Here is a 15,913-nt window from a genome sequence, read left to right as displayed (position 1 = left end):
GAAATCGAAAAAGTTCTGACCACAAATCAAATACTTGCAATATTTGATGAAAGTCGTGTTACTCGTCGGAAGCCCCTTGTCAGAGCCTTCGCACGAACCGAGGATCGCTCCCAACATCCCCACAGAGAGATCCTCTCTATGAAGTACTCCTCGATGCTCCTGTTGTCCTTTGCGCTGGTCGGTGGCACCGCCTACGCGGACGGCGACACCCGTGCCGGCGTCGGTGGCGCCCTGGGCGGGGTATTGGGTTCGGTCATCGGCCAATCGGTCGGTGGCAGCACCGGCGCCGCTATCGGTAGTGGTATTGGCGGTGCGGCCGGTGGCGCGGTCGGTGCCCGCCGCGGCAACAAGACTGAAGCTGCCATCGGCGGCGGCCTGGGCGCAGCCGGCGGCCAGGTAATCGGCAACAAGGTTGGCGGCACTACGGGCGGCCTGATCGGCGCGGCCCTGGGTGGCGGTGCCGGCGGCGCGCTAGGCAACCACTATGCCGACAACAACCGCGACGACGATGACGACGATTACCGCCACGGCTACCGTCGCGCCCGCTACGACGATCGCTATGACCGCCACTGGCACGACAACGGTCGTCACCGCGGCTGGTACAAGCACAAGCACCACCGTCGCGACTGGGATTGATCTGCGGCATTGCTGACCGCGATCAGTCCACGGAAACGACGACTGACAGCCGGGCCTGATTGCCCGGCTGTTTTGTGTGCGGGACAATTCTCCCGATAATTCCTAAATTCAGGTTCGCAACATGCGTAAGACTCTTTCGGTTCTGGCATTGGCCCTGCTGGCCAGCCACGCAGTGGCCGACGACACCAAGACCGCCATTGGCGGCGGTGTCGGTGGCGCGCTGGGCAACGTGGTCGGCGGCGCCCTGGGCGGCTCCACCGGTGCGGCCATTGGTGCTGGCGTAGGCGGCGCCGCAGGCGGCGCGATGGGCGCGAAGAACGGCAACAAGACCGAGGCGGCCATCGGCGGCGGCCTGGGTGCGGCCGGCGGTTCGGTCATCGGCAACAAGGTCGGCGGCTCGACCGGCAGCGCCATCGGCGCGGGCCTGGGCGGCGCAGCCGGCGGCGCGTTGGGCAACCACATGGCCGACGACAACGACGATGACCACCACAGCAGCGGCCGCAGCCACAACAAGGGCAAAGGCCACTACAAGCACAAACACAAGCATCACGACGACTGACGGATGCCCGTGTGAAAAAGCCCGCCTATTGGCGGGCTTTTTGGTTCAGGCCTGCAGCCTGGCCACCGACGGCAATACCGAGAGCAGCGCACTCAGCTCGGCGGGTGGACGCCGCTCGATGCGCCAGTACTCCCCGCCGTCATCGGTGCGTGCGAGCCAGCCGCCATCCACCAGCGCTCTTCGCAGCAGCAGGTGGTCGCCCAGGCATTCCTGGGGGCGCAGCCGTTCGTTGAGCTCGCGCTCGCTCCAGCGCTGTCGGGCCGGCAATCGCGACCACAGCACCCAGAGGCAGGCCTCGCGGTGGCTGTGCTTCTTCGGCCAGCGCTGCAGGCAACCGGCGTCATCGAAATAGCATCGCCATTGCTCGACGCGGCGAAAATCCACCACCGTCTCGGGTTCGACCCCACGCGCCAAGCGCGTTTCGGCCTGATGGCTGGCGCGCAGCGCCTGGTAGTTGCGAAAGCCCACCGCGCGGGCGAGCAGGTTGAGCAGTTCGACATGACCGGGACGCTCGGGCGAGTCGTCCAGCTGGCGCGCCAGCGATCTGGCGAGGGCGGAGATATCGGGGGCGTGATAGGGCAAGCGTTGCCTGGACACAGTGCAATCCTCGTTGCGTGCCAAGACCTCGCGCGGGAGGTTATCGGGGGTCGCCATTCCGATGCGGCACGGGGAAGTGTGTCGGATCGTCAAAGTGCGGGGAACCGCGCGGCAGGTTTAGCGCTCTCCATACGGAGGCGGCGACGCCTGGGTGAACTGCCGACCGGCGGCCAGCATAGGCCGGACGCGTCATCCGGGACAAGCCCCCGTGTCATCCCGTCGGCCTGGTATAGGCTTGTGCGGAAGGGATCACTGGCTACAAGGAGTTATTCGTGAAAGCGCTTGCTGCCGCCGGACTGCTGCTGACGCTCTGCGCCGCACAGACCGCGCACGCCGGGGACTGGCAGGTCTGCCAGCTGGAAGTGGAAATCACCGGAGCGCTCAAGCCGCCCGTGCGCGGCCTGGAAGGCCGGGTCGAATCGGCCAGGCCGCGCTCGGCGGGCACCGAGTGTCCGAAATCGGGGGCGCTGATCGCCTTCGAACCGGAAAGCGCCGACTGGCAGAGCCGTATCCCGCGCAAGCATTGGCCACAGCCAGGGCAACGGGTCTGGATGCGCTATCAGTACCTGGACGGCATCTGCAAGGGCGACGGCAACAGCCGGCCGTGCCGGATCGAGCATTACCCGATGGGCTGGTGACGGGCACCCAGGCGAATCAGCCCCGCACCAGGGCTTCCATCGCCTCACGCAGCGGCGGCGGAATCGACACCGGCCGGTTGCTCGACCGATCCACGAACACGTGCACGAACTTGCCGGCCGCGCAGGCCAGTTCCTCACCCTCGCGGAAGATCGCCAGCTCGTACTGCACCGAGCTGTTGCCCAGCTTGCCGACCCGCAGGCCGACCTCGATGCGCTCGGGGAAGGCCACCGGCGCGAAATAGTCGCAGCTGGAGCTCACCACGAAGCCCACCACGTCGCCGTCGTGGATATCCAGGCCGCCGCGTTCGATCAGGTAGGTGTTCACCGCCGTGTCGAAGAAGCCGTAGTAGGTCACGTTGTTCACGTGGCCGTAGATGTCATTGTCGTGCCAGCGGGTGGTGATCGGCTGGAAGTGCGCGTAGTCGGTGCGGCTGGGGTGCTGTTCGCTCATCGGGGTCTCAGAAGGCAGCTCGGTAGATGGCCAGCGCGTCGCTCTCGCTGACTTCGCGGGGATTATTCACCAGCAGGCGCTGCTGCAACATGGCATCAGCGGCCAGGCGCGGCAGGCTGTCTTCCGGTACGCCGGCGTCGCGCAGGCGCGAGGGCAGGCCGCTGCGGGGGCTGAGGTCGGCCAGTTCGGCGATGAACTGCTCGGTGCGGTCGGTATCGCTGCGCAGGCGCTGGCCCAGCAGCAGCGGCGCCAGTTCGGCGTAGAGCGGGCTGGCATTGGGCGCATTGAAGCGGATCACCTCGGGCAGCACCAGCGCATTGCTCAGGCCGTGGGGAATGTGGAAGTGCCCGCCCAGCGGGTAGGCCAGCGCATGCACGGCGGCCACCGGAGCGTTGGCGAAGGCCTGCCCGGCCAGGCAGGCACCCAGTAGCATGGCCTGGCGCGCCTCGCGGTTGCGGCCGTTGTGCACCGCTTCGTCGAGGTTCAATGCCAGCAGGCGCAGCGCTTCGCGGGCCAGCAGGTCGGACAGCGGGTTCTTCTTCAGCTTGCTGGTGTAAGCCTCGATGGCGTGGACCATGGCGTCGATGCCGGTGGCGGCGGTGACCGCCGGCGGCAGACCGAGGGTGAGTTCGGCGTCGAGCACGGCCAGGTCTGGCAGCAAGTGCGGGCTGACCACGCCCATCTTGGTGGTCTCGCCGGTGGTGACGATGGCGATGGGTGTGACTTCCGAGCCGGTACCGGCGGTGGTCGGCACCTGGATCAGCGGCAGGCGCGGGCCGCGGGCGTTGCCGACACCGAAGACATCCTTCAGCCCTTGTGTCGCCTGCGGATGGGCCAGCAGCGCGACCAACTTGGCGACGTCCATCGAGCTGCCGCCGCCGAAGCCTACCACCAGTTGCGCGGCCATCCGCCGGGCCTGCTCGGCGGCATCCCGCACGATGCTTTCCGGCGGGTCCGCCAGCACCTGGTCGAAGACTTCCACCGCCACGCCGGCCATGCTGAAGCCCGGCAGCACACCGTCGAGCATGTTCAGGCGGGTAATGCCCGGGTCGGTGACGATGAGCACGCGCTGGGCGCCGCGCTCGCGGCAAAGTTCGCCCAGGCGGGCGGCGGAACCACTTTCGCAGAGGATCTGCGCAGTGGTGGCGAAGCTGAAAGGCTGCATGACGGTCCCCGGTCTTGTCGTTGTAGGGCGGAAAATCCGTAGGCCGCTGCGGCGGCCAGCCCGGGGAGCATAGCAATGCGACGCAGGATCATGAAACCTCGTACCGCCAGGCGAAACGGTTATTCACAGGATGAATGCCAAGGGCATGGCGCGCTGTTCGTGGGGCCAGGGGTGCATCTGTGCCCGGGCCACCCTCTCCGTGAAGGGACAGAGAGGTGTACGGAGCGTTCGGGCAGCTCTGCGATGGCTGGAAACGCAGAAAGGCACGCCGGCTGCGGATATCCCCTCCCCCTTCAGGGAGAGGGTTAGGGAGAGGGAGCACGGACGGCCAGAGGAAGACCATAGCCGGCGATATCAGCCGCCCAGAAACATAAAAGGCCGACATTGCGCCGGCCTTTTTTTCAACGAGGACAGGTCACACAGCGACCGGCGCCTTGATGTGCGGGTGAGCTTCATAGCCGACCAGTTCGAAGTCCTCGAAGCGGAAGTCGAACAGGTCCTTCACCTCGGGGTTGATCTTCATGGTCGGCAGCGGCAGCGGCTGGCGGGTCAGTTGCAGGTCGGCCTGTTCCAGGTGGTTGGCGTACAGGTGGCAGTCACCGCCGGTCCAGATGAACTCGCCCGGTTGCAGCCCGGCGACCTGCGCGACCATCAGGGTCAGCAGGGCGTAGCTGGCGATGTTGAAGGGCACGCCGAGGAAGATATCGGCCGAGCGCTGGTACAACTGGCAGCTGAGCTTGCCATCGGCCACGTAGAACTGGAACAGCGCGTGGCACGGCGGCAGGGCCATCTCGTCGATCAGCGCAGGGTTCCACGCGGAGACGATCAGCCGGCGCGAGTCCGGGTTCTTCTTCAGCATCTCCATCAGGTTGGCGATCTGGTCGATGTGGCGGCCGTCCGGCGCCGGCCACGAGCGCCACTGGTAGCCATAGACCGGGCCCAGGTCGCCGTTCTCGTCAGCCCATTCGTCCCAGATCGAGACGCCGTTTTCCTTCAGGTAAGCGATGTTGGTCGAACCTTTGAGGAACCACAGCAGCTCATGGACGATCGACTTGAGGTGGCACTTCTTGGTGGTCACCAGCGGGAAGCCTTCGGCGAGGTCGAAACGCATTTGGTGGCCGAACACACTATAGGTGCCGGTACCGGTGCGGTCGCTCTTGAAGGTGCCGTGTTCGCGCACGTGGCGCATGAGGTCGAGGTACTGTTTCATCGCTGCGGTTCCACCCGAAAGCCGGTCGGTGGGCTCTGCGGCGCGGCTCCCAGGTGGGCCGCCGGCAGGACCAATCGCCCGGCAGAATCTGAACAAGCGGCAATACTAAGGGCCTGGGCACGCTATCGCCAGTCCGACCGACGGACCGGCCGCGTGGCCGATGGAAACACCCAGCATCACGATTCAAGCGGCGACAGACCGCCCCCCAACCGTTCGCCTGTTGCAAGAGAGGTCGTCATGTCCGAGGCACAGTTGCCCGCCTTTCCCCTTTCCCGCCGCCACCTGCTGGCGGTGGCCTGCGCCAGCGCTGCCCTCGGCGGTGTGCTGCTCAGCCCCGCCGCGCGTACCTGGGCCGCGCTGTCGCCCCAGGCCGAGAAGGAGCTGGAAGGCTTCATGACGCTTTCCCAGCGCCTCACGGGGCGCAGCAACCTCGACCCGCGAATCGGCCAGCGCCTGTTCCAGGCTCTCGCGCAGCGCGACACCGCGCTCAAGCAAAGCCTGGCCGAGCTGCTCGGGCACCTGGGCGACGCCCCGGACAGCTGGAACGAACGCCAGCAATGGCTGGCCCGGCAGATCCTCGGCGGCTGGTACCTGGGGCAGATCGGCGATGACATCAGCGCCACGGTCGTCACCTACGAACAGGCACTGATGTTCCGCGCGGTGGACGACGTGCTGGTGATCCGCAGCTATTGCCCGAACAAGCCGGGCTTCTGGGCGGCACAGCCCAGCGAACGGGGGGTGTGAAGATGGCGCAGACACAACGTGCGGATTTCGTGGTGGTCGGCTCCGGCGTGGCCGGCGCACTGGTCGCTCACCAGTTGGCCCTGGCCGGCAAGGACGTGCTCATTCTCGAAGCCGGGCCGCGCATGGGCCGCTGGGAGATCGTCGAGCGCTTTCGCAACCAGGCGGACAAATCCGACAACCAGGCGCCCTATCCGTCCAGCCCGCATGCGCCGCACCCGCAGTTCAAGCCGGACAACCACTACCTGATCCAGAAGGGCGAACACCCCTACGACGTACAGTACATCCGTGCCGTGGGCGGCACCACCTGGCACTGGGCGGCATCCGCCTGGCGCTTTTTGCCCAACGACTTCAAGCTGCGCAGCCTCTACGGCGTGGGGCGCGACTGGCCCATCGAATATGGCGAGCTGGAGCCCTGGTACCAGCGCGCCGAGGAGGAGCTGGGCGTCTGGGGGCCGGGCGATGAGGAACTCGACTCGCCGCGCAGCCAGCCCTACCCGATGCCGCCGCTGCCGCTGTCGTGGAACGAGCAGCGCATCAAGACGCTGCTGAACGCCAACGGCTACCGCGTGGTCACCGAACCAGTGGCGCGCAACAGCCGCCCCTACGATGGCCGCCCGACCTGCTGCGGCAACAACAACTGCATGCCGATCTGCCCCATCGGCGCCATGTACAACGGCATCGTCCACGTCGAGAAGGCCGAAGCCGCCGGCGCGCGGCTGATCGACAACGCCGTGGTGTTCAAGCTGGAGAAAGGCGAGGCCGGCAAGATAGTCGCGGCGCTGTACAAGGACCCGCAGGGTAATGAAGTCAGGGTCGAGGGCGACACCTTCATCCTCGCCGCCAACGGCATCGAAACGCCCAAGCTGATGCTGATGTCCGAGGTCGGCAACAGCTCCGACATGGTCGGCCGCAACCTCATGGATCACCCCGGTACCGCCGTGCAGTTCTACGCCGACGAGAAGCTCTGGCCGGGGCGCGGCCCGCAGGAGATGACCTCCATGGTGAGTTTCCGCGATGGCGCTTTCCGCAGCGAGTACGCGTCGAAGAAGATCCACCTGTCCAACCTCTCGCGCACCGACCAGGTCGCCGCCGAGTTGATCCGTCACGGGCCGCTGCTGCTGGGCCACGACCTGGAGGCGAAAATCCGCGACCGCGCGGCACGTTTCGTGCGCTTCGACAGTTTTCACGAGATCCTCCCGCACCCGGAGAACCGTATCGTCCCCAGCGCCACCGAGCGCGACGCGGTGGGCATTCCCAAGCCCGAATTCACCTATGCGATGGACGACTACGTGCGCAAGAGCGCGGTACACACCCGCGAGGTCTACGCCCACGCCGCGAAGCTCCTGGGCGGGGAGGACATCCAGTTCGTCGACAACTTCGCCAACAACAACCACATCACCGGCACCGTACTGATGGGCGCCGACCCGAAGGACTCGGTGGTGGACACCCAGTGCCGCAGCCACGATCACCCCAACCTGTTCATCGCCAGCAGTGGCGTGATGCCCACCGTCGGTTCGGTGAATTGCACCCTGACCATCGCCGCCCTGGCCCTGCGCCTGGCCGAGCACCTGAAGCGGGAGGCCCAGGCATGAAACGATTCCTGCTGCTCGCCCTGCTGGCCGCGCCGCTGGCCTCCCACGCCGCCAAGGCGCTGGACCCGGCGCCGGCGGAGCTGCTGCAACGCGGCGAATACCTGGCCCGCGCGGGCGACTGCGCGGCCTGCCACACCGCGCCGGGCGGCAAGCCCTTCGCCGGCGGCCTGCCACTGGCCACGCCGCTGGGCGCGGTGTACTCCACCAACATCACGCCCGATCCGAAGACCGGCATTGGCAGCTACAGCTACGACGACTTCGCCCGCGCCGTGCGCGAAGGCGTAGCCAAGGGCGGCACCCGGCTATACCCGGCCATGCCCTACACCGCCTACGCGAAAATCAACGACGAGGACATGAAGGCGCTCTACGCCTGGTTCCTCGAAGGCGGCGTGCAAGCCGTGGCACAACCCAACCAGGATTCCGACATTGCCTGGCCGCTGGACATGCGCTGGCCGCTGGCGATCTGGAACCTGCTGTTCCACGACGACTCGGTGTACCAGCCGAACCCGAAACAGAGTCCGGCCTGGAACCGTGGCGCCTACCTCGCCCAGGGCCTGGCCCACTGCGGCTCCTGCCACACCCCACGCGGCATGGCGTTCCAGGAAAAGGCCACGGACGAGCGAGGCACCGGCTTCCTCGCCGGCGCCGCGCTGGGCGGCTGGTACGCCTTCAACATCACACCCGACACCCACAGCGGCATCGGCGGCTGGAGCGACGCGGAGATCGTCCAGTACCTCAAGACCGGCCGCGTACCGGGCAAGGCACAGGCCGCCGGGCCCATGGCGGAAGCGGTGGAACACAGCTTCCAGTACATGACCGACGCCGACCTCCAGGCCATCGCCAGCTACCTGCGCAGTGTCCCGGAGGTCAGCGATGGCGAACGCAAGGCACGCTTTGCCTGGGGCCAGCCAGCGGAGGACGTGGTCACCCTGCGCGGCCAGGACTTCGCGGCGCAAAAGAAAGACGACGGCGCGCGTCTCTACCTGGGTAATTGCGCCAGCTGCCATTCATGGAGCGGCGAAGGGGTGAAGGATGGCTACTACCCGATGCTGCTGAAGAACAGCGCCGTCGGCGCCCTGCAGCCGGACAACCTGGTACAGGTGGTACTCGGCGGGGTGCACCGCAAGGTGGGCAACGAAGACGTGTTCATGCCCGGCTTCGCCGGCACACTCAACGACGAACAGATCGCCACCCTGGTGAACTACCTCACCGCGCAGTTCGGCAATCCCGAAGTGAAGATCGACAGCGCAAGGGTCGCGGAGATTCGCCAACCCTAGCCCTGGCCCGGCAGCGGGCCCTCCGTCTACGAGGAGGCGGAAGGTCCGCGTTGACAGCCTTCGCCTGCTCGCGGAAGCTCCGTTACCCACGGAGTCGCCGCACAACGGATGTCCATGCCCGCCAAGCCCCGGAAGCCTCGCCCCTCCGCCGCCGCTCGACCGACCGGCCTGCGTCGTGCGTGGCTTGCGGCCGTCGCCGGGCTATTGCTGGCAATCATCGCGGTGTGGATCTGGGTCGAACAGGACGGCGGCGTGCAACTGCCCAGCGGCCATCCACCGATCCCGGTCACCGCCCCTAAGCCTTCGGCGCCGGCAGCACAACCTGCGCAGCTGGTCGATGAATCCACCTGCAGCGGCTGTCACCAGACGCAGCTCAAGGATTGGCAAGGTTCCCATCACCAGCAGGCGATGAGGCCAGCCACCGAGGGCAATGTGCTGGGCGACTTCGAAAACGTCACCTTCAAGGGTGAAACCGAGACCAGCCGCTTCTTCCGCAAGGACGGCGAGTACTGGGTCAACACCCCCGGCGCCGACGGCAAACCGGCGGACTTCAAGGTGGCCTACACCTTCGGTTTCGAACCGCTGCAGCAATACCTGCTCGAGTATCCCGGCGGCCGCCTGCAGGCCCTCGGCGTCGCCTGGGATAGCCGCAAGCACCAGTGGTTCCAGTTGATGCCCGGCCAGCGCATCGACTTCAAGGACGAACTGCACTGGACCCGGCCCGCACAGAACGCCAACTTCATGTGCATCGAGTGCCACACCACCGGCTTCAAGCGCAATTACGACGCGAAGACCGACAGCTTCGCCAGCCACTGGAACAGCCTCGGCGTCGGCTGCCAGGCCTGTCACGGGCCGGCGTCGAAGCATCTGGAGTGGGCGCACAAGCCCGACCGCAACGCCGCCAAGGGCTTCGAGGTACCGCTGCAGAACGCCAGCCAGAGCACCGTCGTCGAGACCTGCGCACGCTGCCACGCCCGCCGCACGCCGCTGGCCGACGGCTACCAGAACCAGCACCGCTTCATGGACGACTACTTGCCCAGCGCCCTGACCCGCGAGCTCTACGAGATCGACGGCAAGATCAAGGGCGAGGTCTTCGAGTGGGGCGCCTTCACCCAGAGCAAGATGTTCGCCAAGGGCGTGCAGTGCACCGACTGCCACAACCCCCACAGCGGCGAGCTGAAGGCGCCGGGCAACGGCGTCTGCCTGCAATGCCACAACACCTCCGCCAAGCCGGTGCGCCCGCAGATCGACGGCAAAGGCCTGCAGGCGAAGAACTACGACTCGCCCGAGCACACCCATCACCCACCCGGCACGCCCGGTGCGCAGTGCACCTCGTGCCACATGCCGGGACGCTACTACAGGGTCAACGACTACCGTCACGACCACGGCTTCACCCTGCCCGACCCCGTCCATGCCCGCCGCATTGGCACCCCGGATGCCTGCCAGGCCTGCCACCGCGACATGCCGGCCAAGCAGTTGGGCGCGAGGTTCCGCGAATGGTTCGCCAGCGAGTTGCCGGCCAAGCCCAACGCCTCCAGCAACCCGGCGCCGCGCTACGACGACACCCTGTGGAAAGCGCGCAACGGCAAGCCCGGCGCTTCCCGCGCGCTGCACCTGCTGCTGGCCGACGCGAACCTTCCGGCGATCCGCCGCGCCACCCTCCTTGCCGAGCTGCCCAGCTACCCCAGCCCACGCTCAGCGGAGCTGGCCACACTGGCTCTGAAGGATGCCGATCCGCTGGTGCGACACAGCGCCATCCAGGCCCTGTCCGCGCTGGCTGCACCGCAGCAACAGCTGCCGTTGCTCGCGCCGCTGCTCGGCGATCCGATCCGCGCCGTGCGCAGCGCCGCCGCCTGGCAACTGGCGCAACTGCCCCCGCAGCTGCTGGCCGCCATCCAGCCCGAGCTGAGCAAGGGTCTTGGGGAGTACGAAACGATCCAGAAGGACCTCGCCGAGCGCGCTGAGGCCCACTTCAACCTCGCCCTGCTCTACGAGCGCACCGGCCGGCCGGAGCAGGTGGAGCCTGCCCTGCGCGCGGCACTGGCGCGCAACGACGACTACCTCCCCGCCCGTGTCGCGCTGTTCCAATGGCTGGAAGCCAACGGCCGCGACGCCGACGCACGCCAGTTGCTCAGCGACAGTCTGCGTCGGCAACCCGCTTCGGGTCTGCTGCACCACGTCTACGGGCTGGCTCTGGTGCGCCAGGGCCAGCCCGCGCAGGCGCTGAAGGAGCTTCGCGAAGCCGTCCGGCTTGCCCCGGAGGACGACCAGTTCCGCTACGTACTGGCGATCGCCCTGCACGACGGTGGCGACGTCGACGGCGCCTGCCACGAACTGGAGGCGCTGCTGCAGAAGCACCCCGCCAACCGCGCGGCGCGCCTGGTACTGATCGATTACCTGCGCGAATCCGGGCAGTTCCAGAAGGTGCAGCAGTTCACGGCGGAGCTGGAGCAGCAGAATCCGGACGATCCGTCGCTAAAGCGTGAGTGACATTTCCGACGACGGGATGGAACCGCGGCATTTTCCGACGCTCTGAGAGGCGCAAAATCACTCAAGGATCCATCATGCGTCGCCGTTCTGCTTCCGTAGTCGTAGCCCTCACCCTGCTCCCCCTCGCCTCTGCCATGGCCGAAGACCGTGACTTCTGGCGCGGCGTCCTGACCTCCGGCGCCACCACCGCCTCGAGCTACCTGACCAGCCGGGACGATCACAAGCTGATCGGCCCGGCCCAGGACGATGCCGCCAGCTTCATCGCCACCGACGGCGCCATTCGCGGTCCCTATCTGGAAGCCACACTGCAACAGATGCGCAGCGCCGACCCGAGCCTTGCGCACGCCAGCGACGCCGAGCTGGCCTCGGCCATCCTCGCCGCCCAGCGTTGACCCCAAGCGGTGCGTGGGCGACCGCTCGCGCACCGCGTCTGTAAAATTGCGGAACTCCCGCCAGCCGCAGCGCCTCTCACCTGTACACGGACCTTCAGAAAGGTGTACCCGATGCGTACCGCGAAACTGGCCACTGCCTTTGCCCTGATTGCCCTGCCCGCCGCCTCGGCCATGGCCGACGGCGACTTCTGGCGTGACGTGATCTCGTCTGGCGCCACCACAGCGTCGACCTACCTGACGTTCAAGCACGATAAGCTGATCGTCGCCGCCCAGGACGACGCGAGCGCCTTCGTCGCCAGTGACGGCGCGATCCGCGGCCCCTACCTGGAAGCCGCACTCACCCGCCTGCGCAGCGACGATGCTGCCCTGCAGGACCGCAGCGACATGGAGCTGGCCAACGCCATCCTGACCCGCCCCGATGACGCACCCGCCCAGTGATACCCACCGGCGTGGCCCGTGGCGCGCGCCGCGGGTCCGCGAACTGCTCCGGCTGCGCCGCGCGGTGAAGCCGATCGCGGATGAAATCCGCTCCTACGCCGCCGGCGCATTGAGCACGCCCCTGTAGGAGCGGACTCTGTCCGCGATGGGCAGCCGGTTAATGGGGTTTCCCTGTAGGAGCGAGCTTGCTCGCGAACCCGCCCAGCGCCGGCACCGCCGGAGAATCCCTTCGCGAGCAAGCTCGCGCCTACGAAGAGCTCCAATGAAAAAGCCGCCCGAAGGCGGCTTTTCAGTTCAGCGCATTCACTTCAACGCCCAGCTCACTCGCGGTAATCGTCCACCGGCACGCAGGCGCAGAACAGGTTGCGGTCGCCGTAGACGTTGTCCACGCGGTTCACCGCCGGCCAGTACTTGAAAGCGCGGGTGTGCTCGGTCGGAGTGACCGCTTCGGCGATCTGATACGGACGGTCCCACAGCCCGGTGACGTCCGCCAGGGTATGCGGCGCACGCTTGAGCGGGTTGTCCTCGGCCGGCCACTCGCCAGTCTCGACCTTGGCGATCTCCGCGCGGATCGACAGCATGGCCTCGATGAAGCGATCCAGCTCGTGCTTGGACTCGCTCTCGGTGGGCTCCACCATCAGCGTGCCGGGCACCGGGAAGGACATGGTCGGCGCGTGGAAGCCGTAGTCCATCAGGCGCTTGGCCACGTCTTCCTCGCTGATCCCGGTCTGCGCCTTGAGCGGACGCAGGTCGAGGATGCATTCGTGGGCGACGCGCTCGTTGCGACCGCGGTAGAGCACCGGGAAGGCGCCATCGAGCTGCTGGGCCAGGTAGTTGGCGTTGAGGATCGCCACTTCCGTGGCGTCCGCCAGCTGCGGGCCCATCATGGCGATGTACATCCAGCTGATCGGCAGGATGCTGGCGCTGCCCCAGGGCGCGGCGCTCACCGCGCCGTTGAGCGGGTTCGGGCCTTCGATGCGGATCACCGGGTGGTTGGCGACGAAGGGTGCAAGGTGCTTCTTCACGCCAATCGGGCCCATGCCCGGGCCACCACCGCCGTGGGGAATGCAGAAGGTCTTGTGCAGGTTCATGTGCGACACGTCGGCGCCGATGTCCGCCGGACGCGCGAGGCCGACCTGGGCGTTGAGGTTGGCGCCGTCCATGTAGACCTGGCCGCCGTGGCTGTGGATGACCTCGCAGATCTCGCGAATGCCTTCCTCGTACACCCCGTGGGTCGACGGGTAGGTGATCATCAGGCAGGACAGCTGCGGACCGGCTTCCTCGGCCTTGCGCTTGAGGTCTTCCAGGTCGACGTTGCCGCCCTTGTCGCACTCGACGATGACCACGCGCATGCTCGCCATGATCGCCGAGGCCGGGTTGGTACCGTGGGCCGAGGACGGGATCAGGCAGATGTTGCGGTGCGCATCGCCCCGGCTCTCGTGGTACTTGCGGATCGCCAGCAGGCCGGCGTATTCGCCCTGGGCGCCGGAGTTGGGCTGCATGCAGATGGCGTCGAAGCCGGTGATCGCGCAGAGCCAGCGCTCCAGCTCCTCGATCATCAGGCGGTACCCCTCGGCCTGCTCGCGCGGCACGAAGGGGTGCAGGCTGGCGAATTCCGGCCAGGTGATGGGGATCATCTCGCTGGTGGCGTTGAGCTTCATGGTGCAGGAGCCCAGCGGGATCATCGCCTGGTTCAGCGCCAGGTCCTTGCCTTCGAGCTGGCGCAGGTAGCGCAGCATCTCGGTTTCGCTGTGATGGCGATTGAAGACCGGGTGGGTCAGGTAGTCGCTGCTGCGTTGCAGGGCGGCGGGAATGCCATCGGCGACCTTACCGGCGTCGAGCTGGGCGACGTCCAGGCCGTGGCCGGCACCGAGGAGGATGTCGAACAGGCTGGCGAGGGTCTCGACGCTGGTGGTTTCGTCCAGGCTCACGCCCAGGCGGTCCTCGCCGACGATGCGCAGGTTCACGCGGGCGGCGCGGGCGCGTTCGACGATGGCCTGCTGCTGTGCGCCGACGTCCAGGGTCAGGGTGTCGAAGAAGTGTTGGTTCACGACCTTCACACCCTTGGCAGTCAGGCCGGCGGCGAGCACGGCAGTCAGGCGGTGCACGCGCTGGGCAATGCGCTTGAGGCCCTGCGGGCCGTGGTAGACGGCGTACAGGCTGGCGATGTTGGCCAGCAGCACCTGCGAGGTGCAGACGTTGGAGTTGGCCTTCTCGCGGCGGATGTGCTGCTCGCGGGTCTGCAGCGCCATGCGCAGCGCGGTATTGCCACGAGCGTCCTTGGACACGCCGATAATGCGGCCGGGCATGGCGCGCTTGTAGTCGTCACGGCAGGCGAAGAAGGCTGCGTGCGGGCCGCCGTACCCCATCGGCACGCCGAAGCGCTGGGCGCTGCCCAGCACCACGTCGGCACCCAGCTCGCCCGGCGGGGTGAGCAGCAGCAGCGCGAGCAGGTCGCTGGCCACGCAGGCGATGGCCTGCTGGGCGTGCAGCGCGTCGATCACCGAGCGCAGGTCGCGGATTTCGCCACGGGTATCCGGATATTGCAGCAGCGCGCCGAACACTGCGTGCTGGCCGAGGTTGTCCACCTCGTCGACTACCACGTCGAAGCCGAAGGCCTCGGCGCGGGTCTGCACCACGGAGATGGTCTGCGGGTGGCAGTGCGCATCGACGAAGAACAGGTTGCTCTTCGCCTTGGCCACGCGCTTGGCCAGAGCCATGGCTTCGGCGGCAGCGGTGGCTTCATCGAGCAGCGAGGCGCTGGCAAGGTCGAGGCCGGTGAGGTCGATGGTCATCTGCTGGAAGTTCAGCAGCGATTCGAGACGGCCCTGGGCGATTTCCGGCTGGTACGGGGTGTAGGCGGTGTACCAGCCCGGATTCTCCAGCACGTTGCGCAGGATGACGGTCGGGGTCAGGGTGCCGTAGTAGCCGGTGCCGATCAGGCTGGTCCACAGCTCGTTCTTCTGCGCGTACCCCTTCAGCTTGGCCAGCGCGCCCTGTTCGTCGAGGGCGGCCGGCAGGTCCAGCGGCCGGTTCAGGCGGATCGCCGGCGGCACCGTCTGCACGATCAGGTCGTCGCGGTTGCCGAGCCCGAGGGTGTCGAGCATGGCTTGCTGCTCGGCGGAGTCGGGGCCCAGGTGGCGGGCGAGGAAGGCATCAGGCTGGTGCAGCTGGGAAAGCGAAGGGGTGTTCGACATGGCCACGGTCTCGAAAAGTCGGTCCGTTATCGGTCCGTAAAAAGAACAGGCCCCGACGAGTCGAGGCCTGTGTGTACAGCAGTGTCTTACGCGTCGGCGTCGCTGGCAGCGCGGTAGCCGGCGGCGTCGAGGAGCTTGTCCAGCTCGGCCGGGTTGCTCGGCTTGAGCTTGAAGAACCAGGAACCGTACGGGTCGTTGTTCACTTCTTCGGGGGTATCGGCCAGCACGTCGTTGACGGCGATGACTTCGCCGCCCACCGGCGCGTAGATGTCCGAGGCGGCTTTCACCGACTCGACCACACCGGCTTCCTGGCCGGCGGCGAGGGTTTTGCCCACCTCCGGCAGTTCGACGAAGACCACGTCGCCCAGGGCCTCCTGGGCATGGTCGGAGATGCCCACGGTCACGCTACCGTCGGCTTCCAGGCGCGCCCACTCGTGGCTGGCGGCATAACGCAGGTCGGCGGGGATATTGCTCATCTTGTTGTTCCTCGGGGACTGGGCGAGGGGCGGCGGTACCGCCCTCTTCTA

At 67.1% G+C, this 15,913-nt stretch carries 15 protein-coding genes; 9 read left to right on the top strand and 6 right to left on the bottom strand.

Features of this window, described 5'->3' with window-relative positions:
- Positions 1 to 138: 138 nt before the first annotated feature.
- Complete coding sequence (locus C167_RS0126860; protein ID WP_017521414.1) at positions 139 to 636, top strand: glycine zipper domain-containing protein; 498 nt, start codon at positions 139 to 141, stop codon at positions 634 to 636.
- Positions 637 to 757: 121 nt separating this feature from the next.
- The gene (locus C167_RS0126855) at positions 758 to 1,195 is read left to right on the top strand and encodes a glycine zipper domain-containing protein (protein WP_017521413.1); all 438 of its coding nucleotides are present in this window, start codon (positions 758 to 760) and stop codon (positions 1,193 to 1,195) included.
- Positions 1,196 to 1,240: 45 nt separating this feature from the next.
- Here the strand turns inward: C167_RS0126855 and C167_RS0126850 are convergent, their stop codons facing one another.
- Entirely contained in the window at positions 1,241 to 1,792 is a 552-nt protein-coding gene (locus tag C167_RS0126850) for a DUF2087 domain-containing protein (protein WP_026079309.1), read from the bottom strand.
- Positions 1,793 to 2,064: 272 nt separating this feature from the next.
- Between C167_RS0126850 and C167_RS0126845 the strand changes: the two genes are divergently transcribed.
- Positions 2,065 to 2,430, top strand: a complete 366-nt coding sequence (locus C167_RS0126845; protein ID WP_017521411.1) for a hypothetical protein — start codon at positions 2,065 to 2,067, stop codon at positions 2,428 to 2,430.
- A gap of 16 nt (positions 2,431 to 2,446) precedes the next feature.
- Here C167_RS0126845 and C167_RS0126840 read toward each other — a convergent pair whose 3' ends face one another.
- From C167_RS0126840 to C167_RS0126830, 3 genes are all read right to left on the bottom strand, one after another.
- The gene (locus tag C167_RS0126840; protein ID WP_017521410.1) at positions 2,447 to 2,881 is read right to left on the bottom strand and encodes an acyl-CoA thioesterase; all 435 of its coding nucleotides are present in this window, start codon (positions 2,879 to 2,881) and stop codon (positions 2,447 to 2,449) included.
- Between the two features lie 7 nt (positions 2,882 to 2,888).
- Entirely contained in the window at positions 2,889 to 4,046 is a 1,158-nt protein-coding gene (locus C167_RS0126835; protein WP_017521409.1) for an iron-containing alcohol dehydrogenase, read from the bottom strand.
- Between the two features lie 415 nt (positions 4,047 to 4,461).
- On the bottom strand, positions 4,462 to 5,256 hold the full coding sequence (locus tag C167_RS0126830) for a thymidylate synthase (protein WP_017521408.1): 795 nt from the start codon (positions 5,254 to 5,256) through the stop codon (positions 4,462 to 4,464).
- Positions 5,257 to 5,493: 237 nt separating this feature from the next.
- Between C167_RS0126830 and C167_RS0126825 the strand changes: the two genes are divergently transcribed.
- From C167_RS0126825 to C167_RS0126800, 6 genes are all read left to right on the top strand, one after another.
- Positions 5,494 to 6,000, top strand: coding sequence for a sugar dehydrogenase complex small subunit (locus tag C167_RS0126825; RefSeq protein WP_017521407.1), 507 nt, complete (start codon positions 5,494 to 5,496; stop codon positions 5,998 to 6,000).
- A gap of 2 nt (positions 6,001 to 6,002) precedes the next feature.
- Positions 6,003 to 7,592: a GMC family oxidoreductase gene (locus C167_RS0126820; protein WP_026079308.1), complete on the top strand. Its 1,590-nt coding sequence runs from the start codon at positions 6,003 to 6,005 to the stop codon at positions 7,590 to 7,592.
- The gene (locus tag C167_RS0126815; RefSeq protein WP_017521405.1) at positions 7,589 to 8,869 is read left to right on the top strand and encodes a c-type cytochrome; all 1,281 of its coding nucleotides are present in this window, start codon (positions 7,589 to 7,591) and stop codon (positions 8,867 to 8,869) included. Before C167_RS0126820 ends, C167_RS0126815 begins: the two co-directional genes overlap by 4 nt.
- Before the next feature lie 108 nt (positions 8,870 to 8,977).
- Complete coding sequence (locus C167_RS0126810; RefSeq protein ID WP_017521404.1) at positions 8,978 to 11,359, top strand: tetratricopeptide repeat protein; 2,382 nt, start codon at positions 8,978 to 8,980, stop codon at positions 11,357 to 11,359.
- Positions 11,360 to 11,433: 74 nt separating this feature from the next.
- Positions 11,434 to 11,751, top strand: a complete 318-nt coding sequence (locus C167_RS0126805; protein WP_017521403.1) for a DUF2388 domain-containing protein — start codon at positions 11,434 to 11,436, stop codon at positions 11,749 to 11,751.
- 111 nt (positions 11,752 to 11,862) lie between these two features.
- Positions 11,863 to 12,189 (top strand): DUF2388 domain-containing protein, encoded by a 327-nt coding sequence (locus C167_RS0126800; RefSeq protein ID WP_017521402.1) that lies wholly within the window; start codon positions 11,863 to 11,865, stop codon positions 12,187 to 12,189.
- A gap of 320 nt (positions 12,190 to 12,509) precedes the next feature.
- Here C167_RS0126800 and gcvP read toward each other — a convergent pair whose 3' ends face one another.
- Complete coding sequence (gcvP, locus tag C167_RS0126790; RefSeq protein WP_017521400.1) at positions 12,510 to 15,386, bottom strand: aminomethyl-transferring glycine dehydrogenase; 2,877 nt, start codon at positions 15,384 to 15,386, stop codon at positions 12,510 to 12,512.
- A gap of 86 nt (positions 15,387 to 15,472) precedes the next feature.
- Complete coding sequence (gcvH, locus tag C167_RS0126785; protein ID WP_017521399.1) at positions 15,473 to 15,862, bottom strand: glycine cleavage system protein GcvH; 390 nt, start codon at positions 15,860 to 15,862, stop codon at positions 15,473 to 15,475.
- Positions 15,863 to 15,913: the final 51 nt, after the last annotated feature.

Source organism: Pseudomonas nitroreducens TX1, assembly GCF_000313755.1.
Taxonomy (GTDB): Bacteria; Pseudomonadota; Gammaproteobacteria; order Pseudomonadales; family Pseudomonadaceae; genus Pseudomonas; species Pseudomonas nitroreducens_A.
The sequence above is the reverse complement of the archived record's forward strand: the minus strand, read 5'-3'. Positions and strand labels throughout refer to the sequence as shown.

Bases quoted from the DNA above. Each gene is read 5' to 3' on its own strand.
- C167_RS0126860 (WP_017521414.1), top strand. From the start codon at position 139: ATGAAGTACTCCTCGATGCTCCTGTTGTCCTTTGCGCTGGTCGGTGGC.
- C167_RS0126855 (WP_017521413.1), top strand. From the start codon at position 758: ATGCGTAAGACTCTTTCGGTTCTGGCATTGGCCCTGCTGGCCAGCCAC.
- C167_RS0126840 (WP_017521410.1), bottom strand. From the start codon at position 2,881: ATGAGCGAACAGCACCCCAGCCGCACCGACTACGCGCACTTCCAGCCG.
- C167_RS0126835 (WP_017521409.1), bottom strand. From the start codon at position 4,046: ATGCAGCCTTTCAGCTTCGCCACCACTGCGCAGATCCTCTGCGAAAGT.
- C167_RS0126830 (WP_017521408.1), bottom strand. From the start codon at position 5,256: ATGAAACAGTACCTCGACCTCATGCGCCACGTGCGCGAACACGGCACC.
- C167_RS0126825 (WP_017521407.1), top strand. From the start codon at position 5,494: ATGTCCGAGGCACAGTTGCCCGCCTTTCCCCTTTCCCGCCGCCACCTG.
- C167_RS0126820 (WP_026079308.1), top strand. From the start codon at position 6,003: ATGGCGCAGACACAACGTGCGGATTTCGTGGTGGTCGGCTCCGGCGTG.
- C167_RS0126815 (WP_017521405.1), top strand. From the start codon at position 7,589: ATGAAACGATTCCTGCTGCTCGCCCTGCTGGCCGCGCCGCTGGCCTCC.
- C167_RS0126810 (WP_017521404.1), top strand. From the start codon at position 8,978: ATGTCCATGCCCGCCAAGCCCCGGAAGCCTCGCCCCTCCGCCGCCGCT.
- C167_RS0126805 (WP_017521403.1), top strand. From the start codon at position 11,434: ATGCGTCGCCGTTCTGCTTCCGTAGTCGTAGCCCTCACCCTGCTCCCC.
- C167_RS0126800 (WP_017521402.1), top strand. From the start codon at position 11,863: ATGCGTACCGCGAAACTGGCCACTGCCTTTGCCCTGATTGCCCTGCCC.
- gcvP (WP_017521400.1), bottom strand. From the start codon at position 15,386: ATGTCGAACACCCCTTCGCTTTCCCAGCTGCACCAGCCTGATGCCTTC.
- gcvH (WP_017521399.1), bottom strand. From the start codon at position 15,862: ATGAGCAATATCCCCGCCGACCTGCGTTATGCCGCCAGCCACGAGTGG.